This window comes from Kosmotoga pacifica (genome assembly GCF_001027025.1).
GTDB classification, from domain to species: domain Bacteria; phylum Thermotogota; class Thermotogae; order Petrotogales; family Kosmotogaceae; genus Kosmotoga_B; species Kosmotoga_B pacifica.
On record NZ_CP011232.1, the window covers coordinates 611,768 to 626,047 of the forward strand.

The following is a 14,280-nucleotide window of genomic DNA, read 5'->3' on the forward strand; positions in this document are numbered from 1 at the left end:
CTCACCATATTTCGGTGCTTATGCTCGCAATATCGAACCCACCTCCTATTATCTTTTTTTCAACACTCTGAAAGAGTGATTCCAATTCTTTTCGAGAGTTGGCTAACATTCCAACGGATATCTCCAGCCAATCCTTTGAATCTTGCCTATTGCTTTCGATGACGGAAGCATTGAAAGACTTTCGTAATTCATTCAAGAGTTTTCTTGAAATGCTTCTCTTCTCTTTAAGAGACTTAACACCGTAGAGTTTTATCAGATAGCTTTCGTAACCAAAATGCATAAAATCCCCTTCTTGCTTCAGACTTTTAATCCTTTCCCATGGTTCATGATTTCAAAAAAAGGGGGCTATCGCCCCCTTATTCATTTGAATTCATTACTCTTCTTCTAGTTCCCTCTGCCTTTCTACGATTACCTTCTGTTGAACATCAGGTGGAGTTTCCTGATATCCTGAGAACTTCATCGTGAAATAGCCTCTACCACTGGTGATGGAGCTTAACTTACTGGAGAAGTCCAGCATTTCTGACAAAGGTACCTGCGCCATAACTTTGCTCAGTCCCTTTCCAACAGACTCCATTCCCATGGGCCTACCCCTTCTCGAAGTGACTTCTCCCATAACGTCACCGGCGTTTTCATCCGGTACAAATATTTCAACATCCATGATCGGTTCAAGAATAACGGGATTTGCTTCTTGCATACCTTTTTTGAAGGCCTGACTGGCAGCTATCTGGAAAGACATATCGGATGAATCGACTTCATGATAGGACCCATAAACAAGGGTAACTCTAACATCTACAACTGGATAGCTAGCCAGAACACCTTTTTTCATGGCTTCCCTTATGCCTTTTTCAACTGCTGGAATATAGTTCTTCGGAATAACACCACCGACAATTTTGTCGACAAACTCAAATCCTGCCCCTCTTTCAAGGGGTTCAATCTCTATCTGAACATGACCATACTGTCCATGACCACCGGTCTGTTTCTTATGCTTATACTCAGCAGTGACCTTCCTTCTTATAGTTTCACGGTAAGCGATCTTAGGTTTGCCAACTTCAACATCCACAGAAAACAGTTTCTTTAATCTCTCCACCATGATATCAAGGTGGACTCCACCAAGGCCGGAGATGACAGTTTCACCCGTTTCTGCATCGTGCTCCCAGATGAAGGTGGGATCTGATTCTGAGAGTCTCGAAAGACCGTTGCTAATTTTGTCAATATCTGACTTAGACTTAGGTTGCACAGATTTTGATAACATTGGCTCCGGCCATTCGAGAAGTCTGAGCTTTAACTGGCGATCTTTGTGAGTCACGGTATCTCCTACAGCACTCTTTTTGAGTTTTGCGAGCTTGATGATATCCCCAACGGTAGCTTCAGAAATCTCAATATCTTTTGTTCCATCAACGATGAGTATGTGTCCAGCTTTTTCAGTAGATTCCTGATTCACCACCACGAAAGAATCACCCTGCTTAAGAGTTCCAGAGATGATCTTGATGAAAGTAATCTTGCCAACGAAGGGGTCTACTGAAGATTTGAAAATATATCCAACCAATGGCTCGGATTCTAGTGGTTTAACGGTAACTTCATCTCCACTCAGCAGATCAGCTGTCCAGGGTTCAGCTTCTTCGGGAGTTTTTCCAAGTTCGACGAGGGTATCAAGAAGAAGATTTATACCGATGTTCTTTAAGGCGGAACCAAGAAGAACCGGTACGATCTGATTCTCAACATAGGCTTTCCTGAGAGTTCTTTTCAGCTCTTCTGTCGAGATCTCTTCTCCTTCGAAATATTTTTCCATCAACTCTTCATCAGTTTCGACTATATCCTCTATCATCTTTGTTTTTGCTTCCTCAACAGCGTCTTTCAATTCTTCAGGAATGTTTCCTACAGAAAACTTACCGCTGTCCCCTTCGTATATATACGCTTTTTCCTCGACCAGATCGATTACACCTTTAAATTCGGAAGCGGTTCCGATAGGTAACTGAAGAAGGACAGGTGTTCTTTCGAATACTTCTCTTATCTCTTCGAGAGCGGCTTCATAACCTGCGCGATCCTTGTCCATCATGTTGAAGAATACCATTATGCTCTTGTTCAAATCTTTCGCGACAACCCCGAACCTTTCCGCCATAATCTCCATACCTGAAACAGCATTGATAACTGTCAGGACGTTTTCAGAAGAATAGAGGCCATTAACCGTTTCGGCGTGGAATTCTGCCATGCCGGGAGTATCCACCAAATTTATCCTTACACCCTTATGGCTTAAACCAGTAATTCCAAGAGAAAAACTGGCTTTTCTGTTCTTTTCCACTTCTTCGGTATCAGTGACGAAAACACCGGTTCTATCAAGCTTCCCGGAAGTAAAAAGAATGGAATCTACTAAATGAGTTTTCCCACAGCCGTGATGACCCAAGAGTACTACATTTCGTTTGTCCTGGGGACTGATCTTGTCCATAAACTCCACCTCCAAAACTATTTATGATCTATCATTATGGCAACAGGAAGGATAGGCGCCCCGGAAGAAGGTGAATTCAACAGTTCGCCCTCAACAACGATTGCTGAGCTGCGCCCACCATCCAGACACATCAAATAAGAAAAATCCTTATCTGAGAAAAATTCTATCATTTCTTTAAAGCTTAATCCATAGCTCTTCGACTGATATCCATCCACAACCATGAACACAATGGTTCTCCGGGTTGTTATACCAACAAAGGTCCTCGGTGCTCTATTATCCAGTATGGAAGAATTATAGAAATTTCTCTCGTAATCGCTTGCCGGTTTTCCATCGTGGATTACAAGAGGTCCTCCTTCAACAGCAAACTTGAGCTCATACCCGTAACTGTTGTATATTTCAAACTCAACTTTTTGACCAGTACTTATTTTACCGGTTTTTTCGAGGCCAGTCGGAGAGATCAGGAGAGTATATGTATTGTTCTCCACTCTTTCATTATAGCCTTTACTTACAACTATGCCATCCTTAATAACCAGATACACAAAGTCTTCATAATAAGGCACAATACCACTATAATGGTCATTGTAAATAAGGAGTTCACCTTTATAAGTCGTGTTAACCCCCTTTATTCTGACTTTCCTTCCATTGGTTTTCAAAAAAAAGTCAACATCCATCCGCGATATACCCATCTTTCCATCACGGGTTATAAAAAATATCGGTCTACCCAGCGTTGGCAGGCTAACGATTTCGCCTTCGTCGATCAGTAAACCAATAGGGTGATTATTGGATGGGTCGAAATAACCTGCATTGATAACAGCGAAAGCTTTGTTATTTTTTGCAATTTCACGTATGTCCCTGACCGAGGGAATCCCTGCCCCTCCATATGCCAGTTTGATCTCAAAATTATCTGGATTGAATTCAAGAGCGGTCACCACGAACTTTCTACCGGATACAATACCCTCGATGCTGCTCAGTTTGTATCCTTCGCCAGAAGAGCTAGATAACACCTTTCCCCATCCTGACGACTTTTGAATGATAATTCTATTTCCATCGAATAGAGGGTAAGCCTGATACCATTCACTGCTACCATCCAGAAAGAATTTTAGAGATTGCTTCCCATTATACAGTTCGATATCAGTTTCTGCTGTCGTATCTAGTACAACAGGTTTAAGCGTTATTATCAGCGCTCCTGTCTCAGTATGCCAGTAACTCAGGGCCTCTTCAGGTATGGTTCGATCGAACTCAAGAGTAACGTTCTCTTCTGTTTTCCTTATATTTTTTAGATAAAAAGGACTGTCATAGAAAATAATGGCTTTTTCAGTTTCTGTCTGTGCTAGATTTAAAAAATAACAAACGAAACTTGAATCGAGAAAAATTTCAGAATCTTTGGATATAACCACATCATCAAAAGATTCACTGAAATCCAAAACAGCTTTCCCGGTATCCGCGTAGAGAGATAGCATTTTCCCTTCAGGTAGCATTATAAAAACTTCTCTCCCGCTTGCAGATCTTGAAATTATACTATCCTTCAATATCTTGTCTACGAAATCGATTGAAATGAAATCTCTATTACCACTTTTTAGTAACACACTTTTAGGGAACCAATAAAGATTCCCGGCATAAGAGAAGAGAACGATTTTTGACAGGAGCAGGGTAGAAAGAAACAATATTAGAAGCAATAGAAAACTTTTGCGCATTTCAAGCCCTCAATATACTTCGTATATCAATTTCGGCTTCAAAGTTTCTATCGAAGAGAATTCATAAGCTTCAAGAAGCCTTTCTTTTGCTCTCTCGTACTTGTCCAGATCATTTGCATATATAACAGCAATAGGTTCGCCCTTTTCTACCCTGTCACCAATTTTCTTCAACACTTTAATTCCAACCGAAGGATCAATATGATCATCCTTTTTTTCACGTCCTGCACCGAGTATCATTGCCGAAATCCCTATTTCTTGAGCATCAATATTTTTAACGTATCCTTCAGTGGGACACCTAACTTCGAATTCGTAGCGCGATTTTGGAAGAACACTCTCGGGTTCTTCGATTACTTTCGGGTCACCACCCTGAGCCTGCACGAACTCAGCAAATTTCTTCAGCGCTTTGCCTGAAAAAACAGCTTCATGAACCATAGATTTAGCTTCCGCCGAGTCAGCTATCCCCGCCAGGAGAACCATTCTCTCTGCAATAACTCTGGAAAGTTCAAAAAGATCCGCAGGACCATTCCCTTTAAGTGTTTCAATCGCTTCCTTTACTTCCAATGCATTTCCCACCATGGTTCCAAGCGGTTGATTCATATCGCTTACAACTGCTGATATCTTTCTCCCATGTCTTTTTCCTATATCCAGCATAGCTTGAGCGAGAGCTCGGGCGTCTTCAACAGTTTTCATAAAAGCGCCTGAACCTGTCTTCACATCGAGAACGATGATATCTGAACCAACGGCTAACTTCTTGCTCATTATACTGGATGCTATAAGCGAAATTTCATCGACAGTTGCCGTTACATCTCTCAGCGCATAGAGCTTCTTATCGGCAGGTGCAACATTTGCAGTTTGACCGGCGACTGCCATTCCGACTCTGTTGACTATCGAGAAGAACTCTTCTTTTTCCAGGCTTGTCCTAAATCCTGGAATCGCTTCCAACTTATCTATAGTACCACCGGTATGTCCAAGTCCTCTGCCGGAAAGTTTTGCAAAAGTTAGACCAAGCGAAGCGATAATCGGACCGAGAACGAGTGTAACTTTATCTCCAACACCGCCGGTGGAATGTTTGTCCACTTTGACTCCCTTTAAATGTGAAAGGTCGATCTTTTCTCCAGAATTTAACATCACTTCGGTTAAGTCAGAACGTTCTTCCGCTGTCATGTGATTAAAATAGACCGCCATAAGCCATGCAGAAACTTGATAATCGGGCACATCACCCTTCACATAGCCTTCAATGAGAGCTTGCAACTCTTCTTTTGTATTGGGATAACCGTTTCTTTTTTTCAATATGATGTCATAAATCCTCATCTTATCACCTTCTTTAGCGGAAATTTTACTCTGAAGGTAGTGCCACTACCGTATTCACTCTCCAGCTCAACTTTGCCGTTGAGCTTATCGGCTATAAATCTGACAATGGCCAATCCCAGACCTGTACCTCCCATTTTTCTTGAGCGCGCTTTGTCAACTCTGAAGAATCTTTCAAAGATTCTTTTCCGTGATTCTTCAGGAATACCTATTCCGGTGTCTTCAATTTCGATAAACGCATAGTTGGCTAAAGCGTATATTCTCAACCAAACTTCCTTTGGACCATGTTCTTTGATAGATGTATACTTTATTGCATTATCTGCGAGATTGAGCATGAGCTGAACAAGTCTATCAAAATCCCCTTCAATAAATACACCTTTTTCGAAGTCTTCTTTCACTTCCACATCCAACTCCCTGGCGAGTGGACCGACGATCCTTAGAACGTATTCCCCCACTTCTGAGAGTTCTATGTCTTCGATATTGAATTGAGCATCACCCGATTCGAGTTTTTCGACATCCAAAAGATCGTTGATCAATCTGGTCATCCTCGCCGACTCTTTTTCAATGATGCTCAAAAAGCGTTGAACGGTCTCAGTGTCATTGAGGTCATGATTCAACAGGGTTTCTGCGTATCCGTGTATTGACGTTAGTGGTGTTCTTAGTTCGTGTGAAACGTCCGACACAAATTCCCTTCTGATCGCTTCCAGTTGTTTCTCTTTTGTGATATTCCTTAGTATCAAGAGAACACGATTCTCATCAGCATAAGAGACAGGAATCATCTCGCAGTCATAATACTCTCTTTTCTGGCCGAAAAGGGTAATTTCGGTACGTTGAGATATTTTCGTTTCGATGACTTCATCGTACAAGTCACCTATAAAGAAATTATTGAGTACATCAGTAAATTTTCTACCGACAATTTCGGGTGTATCTACAACGCTCCTAGCAGCGTTATTAACATACTCTACTTTTCCCGATCCATCCACAATAAAAAGGGCCTCGCTCAGGTTATCCAGCACGTGTCTCATGTATTCTATTTCTCCGGTAAGCGCTTCGATTTTTCTGTTTTTTTCTTTTATAAGCCTCCTGAGCGCATCATAAATACTTACAACTTCAACACTTTCATCGATCCCCGCTAATTGAGCAACTCGTTTCTTGATCTTAAGATACCTATTGAGCACACTCCTGCAACGCAAGAAGAGGAAAAACAGCAGCGCTGAAAGCGCTGCCATTATCACCAATGCCACTATCAACGTTCAGTCTTCCTTTCCTGGGTCTCTGAACTTGTACCCCTTTCCCCTAACAGTCATAATATATTTGGGATTTGAAGGGTCCTCTTCAATCTTTGTTCTCAATCTTCTGATGTGCACGTCGACAGTTCTTGTGTCACCATAGTAGTCATACCCCCACAGCTTATCGAGAAGCACATCCCTGCTAAAAACTTTTCCTTCATTCTCAGCAAGGAATCTCAGAAGCTCAAACTCGAGAGGGGTTAAGCTCACCAATTTGCCTCGCACTTTAACTTCGTATTTCTCCGTATCAATCTCAAGATCTCTAGCTGTGATTTTCTTCGGTCTCTCTTCTTTCGCCTGAATACTCTGCTGGATTCTCCTAAAAACGGCTCTGATTCTGGCAAGTACTTCTCTAACACTGAAGGGCTTCGTTATGTAATCGTCCGCACCCAGTTCGAGCCCAAGTACCTTATCGAATTCTTCGCTCCTGGCACTGAGGAAAATAACAGGGGTTTGCCTATACTTTTCAGAGCTCCTCAAGTTTCTGACGAGCTCAAAGCCATCCATTCCTGGGAGCATTATATCGACAATGAACATGTCGATTTCGTTGTCTTCGGATACACGCAATGCTTCTTCAGCATCATAGGCTTTGAACACGTCGTAACCTTCCTTTTTTAAGTTGAATGTCAGGAGTTCGACTATGGAAGGTTCGTCATCGATTACAAGAATGTTTTTCTTGGCCATTCTTTTCCCACTCCTTTCGCGTTGAATTAATTCTTTTCGCTAAATCCAGAAGGTATCTTTTTCTCTTTTGCGCTGAGTATTTATCTGTAAGAAACTCAATTGCTTGTTCTCGAGTCATGTTCGCAATACTGAATTGCATAACGGATTCTTTCAAACTCTCGAAATCACCTTTTACACCTCTGACATTCAAAAGGTCTCTGAGTTCAGCTTCGATCTTTCTGAGCTCATTAAAATCTTCCATCGGTAGTGTTCCAAAGGGTGTGCCGGGTTTAGGTATAAGAGGATTCAAGCTGGCTATTACTTGTGAATATCCCATCTTTTTTGCATCTAATATCAGTTTAACTATTTCCTTTCTGTCTTCTGGTGATTCAAAGACCGCTCCGTATATATAATACAACTTGATATGCTTGAAACCCACCTTGACACCCATTTCAAGAGTCCTATAGATGTGTTCTTCTGAAATCCCCTTGGAAAATAGATTTCTGATTCTCTGACTTCCTCCTTCAGGTGCAATAGTAAATTGAGTCTGACCAGAATTCTTTAATAAAAGTAGCAGCTCCTCTGAAAGGGCATCGAGCCTCAAAGAGGAAACGCTTATACCCAGCTTTTCCTTGTTAAAATAATCTACCACATCCTTTAACCATGGATAATCGGTAACGGTGGCTGCTATGAGTCCGATGTTATTGACACGGGTCTTGATACTGTCTACTACCCTTTTTAACTCTTCAAAGGGAAGATATCTATCTTTGCCAAAAGTATAACCGGCAACACAGAATTTACAAGCTCTTTTGCAACCTCTTCCGATTTCAAGGAGAAATCGTGAACCAAAAGCCGCTTTGTTCGTTACAAATACGCTTTTGGACAATTCATTTGATATCGCAGGAGAGAAAGCTTCACCCCTGACAGCATGAGGATCTTCCTTCAAAGCTCTAATTATTTCATCGCGTTTTTCCTTACCTGTCAAAGACCCCAAGATCGATAAAAAATCCGTTGTCAAATCACCAGAATGAACCACATCACCAAGCAAACCCAACAAAGTGTTGGAAAAATAAGTCAACGCACCTCCGATGACCACCACCGGATGATAACTATTTCTTTGCTCATTAAACAGCGGTATTTTGTAGCTAAGCAATATATCAATCAGATTTAATACATCAAGTTCAAAATGCACTGAAAACGCCCATATGCGAAACTCATCAAGGGGCTTAAAAGATTCGAGTGAATAAAACTTCTTGAACGCCCTATTGTAAAAGAACCTCTCACACCGCACGTTGGGTAAACTGTTAAACTTTTCGTACAGGTGGTGAAACGATAGACTCGCACTGGCTACTTCATAGTCATTTGGATAAATCAACGCGATCTCGAGTGAACCATTCAAATCAACCTTTTCAAGAAAAAGTTCAGTTTCCTTGAAAGCCAGGACTTTATTGAATTCCCGCCATGTTTCTGAATTCCTAGGCTTTCTCACTAAGTTTCCTCCCGATACTTTCAAGGCTTATCTTTCGTCTTATGAGTTTGAACTCGGCTACAACGGAATGACCCTGTTCAACCGTTCCTTCAAATATCACATTTCTTCCATTAACAGTAGTCGTAAATTCGAGATTCACATATCGTTTTACCAACGCAACATCTTTGTGCTCTAGCTGAATGAATGTAACCACAAATACTTCAGATTCTGATTCAAATGGGCTCAAGATTTCTCGTGAAGCTATCAATAATAACTTTTGTATGCCACTAGTTGACAGGAGGTTCAGCCCCTCAATATCAGGCCGTTCCTTCCATAAAAGTTCCGGGTCTTCTGTCTCTAGTAATGCAGAAAAACTTCGTCCATTCAGTTCTTCTAGTTTCATGCCTCTTCCCTCTTATGTTCATTGGATTCTTCTTTAGTACTTTGCTCTACTTCTATTTCGGGTTCACGATAGTAGTTTCCATCTTCAACCAGTTCAAGTATTTCTGCCAGTTCTTTTCCAGTGAGGGTTTCTTTCTCCATAAGATACTCAGCGGCTTTATCGAGTTTGTCTCTGAACTTCACAATAATCTCCTTTGCCCTATCATACGCATCAAGAATTATTTTCTTCACTTCGTTGTCAATTTCACTCGCAATTTCTTCGCTATAATTCCGCATCCGAGTGAGCTCACGGCCAAGAAATACTTCACTTTCCTCACGTCCCCAGGCTATGGGACCAAGTCTCTCACTCATCCCAAGACGGCAAACCATCGCTCGGGCGATGGTTGTTGCCTTGTCCAGATCGTTTGCAGCACCGGTGGTTATTTCACCGAATACAATCTCTTCAGCAGCTCTTCCAGCGAGGATCTGCGAGAGATTATCGAGCATTTCAGATTTAGAGTTGAGATACCGATCTTCCGCCGGAAGACTCTCAGTAAAACCAAGGGCCATTGTCCCACGAGGAATAACGGTCACTTTGTGAACAGAGTATGCATTTGGTAACGCTAGACCAACCAGTGCGTGCCCGAGTTCATGATAAGCAACTATACGCTTTTCTTTTGGATTCATTATTCTAGATTTTCTTGCAGGTCCGGCAATGACTCTATCAATAGCTTCTTCGAATTCTTTCATACCGATTAGCTTCTTCTTGTGCCTTGCCGCGAGTATAGCCGCTTCGTTGACCAGATTTTCAAGGTCAGCTCCAACAAAGCCCGGTGTTCTTTTTGCCAATAACCAAACATCGATGTCCGGATCTATCGGTTTTCCACGCATGTGAATTTTCAAAATCTCAGCCCTACCCTTAACATCAGGTGGATCAACGGTTATCTTTTTGTCAAACCTGCCAGGTCTCAGGAGAGCCCTGTCCAGGATATCCGGCCTGTTTGTGGCTGCCATAACAATAACACCCGTTTTTGTGTCGAATCCATCCATTTCAACGAGAATCTGATTCAACGTCTGCTCTCTTTCGTCATGACCTCCACCAAGACCGGCACCTCTGTGCCTTCCGACAGCATCGATTTCGTCAATGAATATTATCGATGGAGCATTAGCCTTAGCTTGAATAAAAAGATCACGAACCCTGGCTGCACCAACACCCACAAAGAGTTCAACAAAGTCAGAGCCACTAATATAGAAGAAGGGAACATCTGCTTCACCCGCAACAGCTTTGGCCAACAATGTTTTACCAGTTCCGGGAGGTCCAACGAGAAGTATCCCTTTTGGCATTCTTGCGCCCGTTTCCGTGAATATATTTGGATCTTTCAGGTAGCTGACTGCATCTTTCAATTCCTCAACTGCTTCATCTACACCTGCTACATCTTTAAAAGTTACTTTATCTCCGGTGGACATGTACTTTTTAGCTGGACTTCTGGTAAAACTGAAAGCCTGTGAATTCCTTCCAGACAGAGAGCGCATGGCAAAAAACCAGATAAAAACGATTATTGCGAGGGGGATGATTGTGCCGAGAAGGTTTACCCAGAACATGGAATCGTTACCTTTTTCGTATCTTACCTCTACACCCTTCTGTACCAGATCATCTATGAGTGACTGAAATCTGTCTGTGGAAAGTGTCTGCGGTGAGACATATGTTTGGTAAGATTTAGGCTTACCGCTTACAAATTTCGAATACACGACTCGACCATCATCGTAAACTACAAGTTCATCTATGTTGTTCAATTCAAGCTCTCTAATGAACTCACTATATTCGACTGTATTTACTTCAGTGCTTGGATAGAGTCCTCTAAGGGCCAATATGAGAAAAATCCCAAAGAGAAAATAAAATAGAATCATTCCTAATTTGGGTCTACGTTCCACTTGTTGACCTCCTTTCGAACCTAAAGAGGAGAAATTCATCCTTTCTGTCAATGCTTCTGCAAAATTCACTTGCTCTAACCCCTGGAATCCAAAGAACTCTGCCTTCACTATCCTCTAGTACCATAAGGTTGAGGAACACATCCGGGGTTGCCTTGTGAGCCGCAAGTGTTACTACATCTTTCTTACTATGCAAACCAAAGGGTATGATTTTATCAGTCTTTTTCGCTCCCCTTAAAAACAGTGGAAACTTGACTGTTGAAACCGGACAGACAGCCATATAGCTTCCATCAACGTTGTCAGGTATATCATGTGCCTTTTCAATTATCACATTACCAAAATCAAACTCAGCCATAAACGGAATGTTTGAGATCTGCAGTACTTCAGGCTCAACAATGGATGAGCTATTATAGAAGCGTATATAACTGCCTTCATGTACACAATCAACACCACCAGGGAACTGAATTTTCCAGCCCCCTTTAGGTGATGCTAACATTTTTTTAAAGACCATGACTCGTTCTCTACTGGGTGGATAGTGCCTTGCCGAAAGGCGCTGAACGATAATTCGAACGTACTCCGCTGTGACAGGCCAATCGCAAGTCATCAACAGTTCTTTCTTTATCAATGCCTGACCTTCACGCCAGTGTGTATCACTTAGCAATTTCCTGACATTCTTTTCCAATATCATAAACGTTTCAAAAGTGTTCACAAAAAAACGCCAAAAAGCTTTTTCGTATGCTGGATTTAGCTTCTTCAAAAGCGGCATGACTTTTAGCCTGATGTAATTCCTATCAAAATCTTCAACAGTGTTGGTTTTATCACTGCTGAATGGAATCATGTTAATTGTAACATAATCTTTGATGTCCTGCACTGTCACAGATAAGAACGGGCGGATGATCATACCATCAATAGGCTTCATACCAAGGATCCCTTTTATCCCTGTTCCGCGAACCAATCTCATAAGAATCGTCTCAGCCAAATCGTTCAGATGATGGGCAACGGCAATCTTATCGGCGCCAACAGATGCTCTTATGCGATGTAAAAATTCCATCCTCTTCAACCTCGCCGCTTCTTCAGGTGAAAACTCGCGATTTTCTTCCATGAATTTTCTAACATCGATCCTTTCATGATAAAAGGGAATTCCTCTTTCGCTGCAGTATTTTCTGATCATTTGAGCTTCCACTTTACCTTCCGCACCTCTTAACCCATGATCCAGGTTTGCAGCAACTATCTCACAATCGAAGAGATCGGTGTGCTTTGAAAGAAAATGAAGAAGGGCCATAGAATCTTTGCCACCCGATACAGCTATGAGAATTTTACTCTTGGGTTCTATCATTTCATACTGTTTGATAAACTCAAGTACTTTCCTCTCAAAACTGGAAGTCATTAAATCACTTCCTAAATCAAAATTAAAGCGCCCGCTGAGGGCGCTGGAGCCAACGGTGGGACTCGAACCCACAACCTGCTCATTACGAATGAGCCGCTCTGCCAGTTGAGCTACATTGGCACACAGCAGTATTTTACATTAGCAGGCGCAAACTGTCAATTGGTTAACTGGCATATGCTACGCTCCTTCTTTCTCTGATTACTGTCACTTTAACCACACCGGGATATTCCATTTCTTCTTCAATTTTCCTCGCGATGTCTGCAGCAAGTTTTTCAGCCAGGAGATCATCTACTTTATCAGGTTCCACAATTACCCTCAGTTCCCTTCCTGCTTGAATTGCGTAAGCTTTTTCTACATGAGAAAAACTCGTTGCGATTTCCTCAAGTTTTTCCAGTCGTTTTATATACATATCGAGGGATTCGCGCCTTGCGCCAGGACGTGCAGCAGAAATAGCATCAGCGGCAGCTATAAGCACACTTTCAGGTGAAGTGGCTTCGGTTTCTCCGTGATGGTATTGAATCATATTTACTATATCTGCCTTTTCACCATAACGCTTGGCGATTTCTCCTCCTATTATTGCGTGAGAACCTTCAAGTTCGTGGTCAACGGCTTTTCCTAGGTCGTGAAGGAGAGCCCCTCTTTTAACTTTGTCAACATTGAGCCCTAGCTCTGCCGCCATAAGCGTCGCTATTTGCGCAACTTCTATCGAGTGTTCAAGGACATTCTGTCCATAACTTGTTCTGTATTTAAGACGACCGAGCAGTTTTACCAGTTCAGGGTGCATTGATGGTATTCCGACCTTCATCAGTGCCTCCTGACCCGCTTCCTTTACTTCTAAATAGACAGCCTTTTTGGCTTTTTCGTACATCTCTTCTATCCTGGCTGGATGAATTCTTCCATCTTCCACAAGTCTTTCAAGAGTCAACTTTGCGACCGCTCTACGGAGAGGATTAAAACAGGAAACCACAACTATTTCTGGTGTGTCATCGATGATTAAATCAGCGCCTGTGAGCTTCTCAAAAGCTCTAATATTCCTTCCTTCCCTTCCAATTATCCGTCCCTTCATTTCATCGGAAGGCAGGCTTACCGTGCTCACTGTAATATCTCCTGTAACATCCGCAGCATAACGTTGAACAGCGTTCACTATTACCCATTTTGCATGTTTCATAGCTTCTTCTTCGTACTGGTCTTTTATCTGCTTGAACCGTTGGGCGATCTCATATTCGTAAATCTCCTCCGCTCTTTTGATCACGAGTTCTCGCGCTTCTTCAGGTGTAAGTTCAGAAAGTTCATATAACTTCTTCTCAGCGGCTTCTTTGAGGTTTTTTATTTCTTCACGTTTCGATTCGAGCTCGAATTTCATTTTTTCAAGAACTTCTTCCTTTCTATCGAGGTTATCTTCCTTTCTGGACAACCTCTCATCCCACTGCTTGAGTTCCTCTCTTTCTTTTCGAAGCTCTCTTTCCATTTCTTCTCTGAATTTATGAAGCTCTTCGCGACCTTCTATGAGAGCCTTTTTCCTCAAATGTTCAGCCTCTTCAAGAGCCCTTTTCTTTATCGATTCAGCATCCTGCCTGGCAGCTTTAAGCTGTTCTTCAAGCCTGTTTTTAACCCTTTTGGTGACTATGGGGATTGCGATGAATGTTATCGCTGTTCCTATTATTAATCCGATAAAAATCCCAATTATCATATCTTTCGCTGGTATTTAAACCCTAATG

At 42.0% G+C, this 14,280-nt stretch carries 11 protein-coding genes and 1 tRNA gene; all 12 read right to left on the reverse strand.

The window, feature by feature from the left end; all coding sequences use genetic code 11:
* Position 1: 1 nt before the first annotated feature.
* The 12 genes from IX53_RS02940 to rny all read right to left on the reverse strand — a co-directional run bounded on the left by IX53_RS02940 (position 2) and on the right by rny (position 14,252).
* Positions 2–280: a DUF503 domain-containing protein gene (locus tag IX53_RS02940; RefSeq protein ID WP_047754084.1), complete on the reverse strand. Its 279-nt coding sequence runs from the start codon at positions 278–280 to the stop codon at positions 2–4.
* 93 nt (positions 281–373) lie between these two features.
* Entirely contained in the window at positions 374–2,443 is a 2,070-nt protein-coding gene (gene fusA, locus IX53_RS02945) for an elongation factor G (RefSeq protein ID WP_047754085.1), read from the reverse strand.
* A gap of 17 nt (positions 2,444–2,460) precedes the next feature.
* Positions 2,461–4,137 carry a phosphodiester glycosidase family protein gene (locus IX53_RS02950; RefSeq protein WP_047754086.1) on the reverse strand — a complete coding sequence of 559 codons (1,677 nt, stop codon included), beginning with the start codon at positions 4,135–4,137 and terminating at the stop codon, positions 2,461–2,463.
* A 9-nt stretch (positions 4,138–4,146) separates the two neighbouring features.
* Positions 4,147–5,448, reverse strand: coding sequence for a pyrimidine-nucleoside phosphorylase (locus IX53_RS02955; RefSeq protein ID WP_047754087.1), 1,302 nt, complete (start codon positions 5,446–5,448; stop codon positions 4,147–4,149).
* Positions 5,445–6,689 (reverse strand): sensor histidine kinase, encoded by a 1,245-nt coding sequence (locus tag IX53_RS02960; protein ID WP_245612776.1) that lies wholly within the window; start codon positions 6,687–6,689, stop codon positions 5,445–5,447. Before IX53_RS02960 ends, IX53_RS02955 begins: the two co-directional genes overlap by 4 nt.
* Positions 6,690–6,698: 9 nt before the next feature.
* Positions 6,699–7,418, reverse strand: a complete 720-nt coding sequence (locus IX53_RS02965; protein ID WP_047754088.1) for a response regulator transcription factor — start codon at positions 7,416–7,418, stop codon at positions 6,699–6,701.
* Complete coding sequence (locus tag IX53_RS02970) at positions 7,387–8,886, reverse strand: B12-binding domain-containing radical SAM protein (protein ID WP_047754089.1); 1,500 nt, start codon at positions 8,884–8,886, stop codon at positions 7,387–7,389. Before IX53_RS02970 ends, IX53_RS02965 begins: the two co-directional genes overlap by 32 nt.
* The gene (locus IX53_RS02975; protein WP_047754090.1) at positions 8,873–9,268 is read right to left on the reverse strand and encodes a thioesterase, FlK family; all 396 of its coding nucleotides are present in this window, start codon (positions 9,266–9,268) and stop codon (positions 8,873–8,875) included. Before IX53_RS02975 ends, IX53_RS02970 begins: the two co-directional genes overlap by 14 nt.
* Entirely contained in the window at positions 9,265–11,217 is a 1,953-nt protein-coding gene (gene ftsH / locus IX53_RS02980; protein ID WP_420811583.1) for an ATP-dependent zinc metalloprotease FtsH, read from the reverse strand. Before ftsH ends, IX53_RS02975 begins: the two co-directional genes overlap by 4 nt.
* Positions 11,168–12,562 carry a tRNA lysidine(34) synthetase TilS gene (tilS, locus tag IX53_RS02985; protein ID WP_053001118.1) on the reverse strand — a complete coding sequence of 465 codons (1,395 nt, stop codon included), beginning with the start codon at positions 12,560–12,562 and terminating at the stop codon, positions 11,168–11,170. Before tilS ends, ftsH begins: the two co-directional genes overlap by 50 nt.
* A gap of 44 nt (positions 12,563–12,606) precedes the next feature.
* Positions 12,607–12,682, reverse strand: a tRNA-Thr gene (locus IX53_RS02990).
* A gap of 43 nt (positions 12,683–12,725) precedes the next feature.
* Positions 12,726–14,252: a ribonuclease Y gene (rny, locus tag IX53_RS02995; protein WP_047754092.1), complete on the reverse strand. Its 1,527-nt coding sequence runs from the start codon at positions 14,250–14,252 to the stop codon at positions 12,726–12,728.
* Positions 14,253–14,280: the final 28 nt, after the last annotated feature.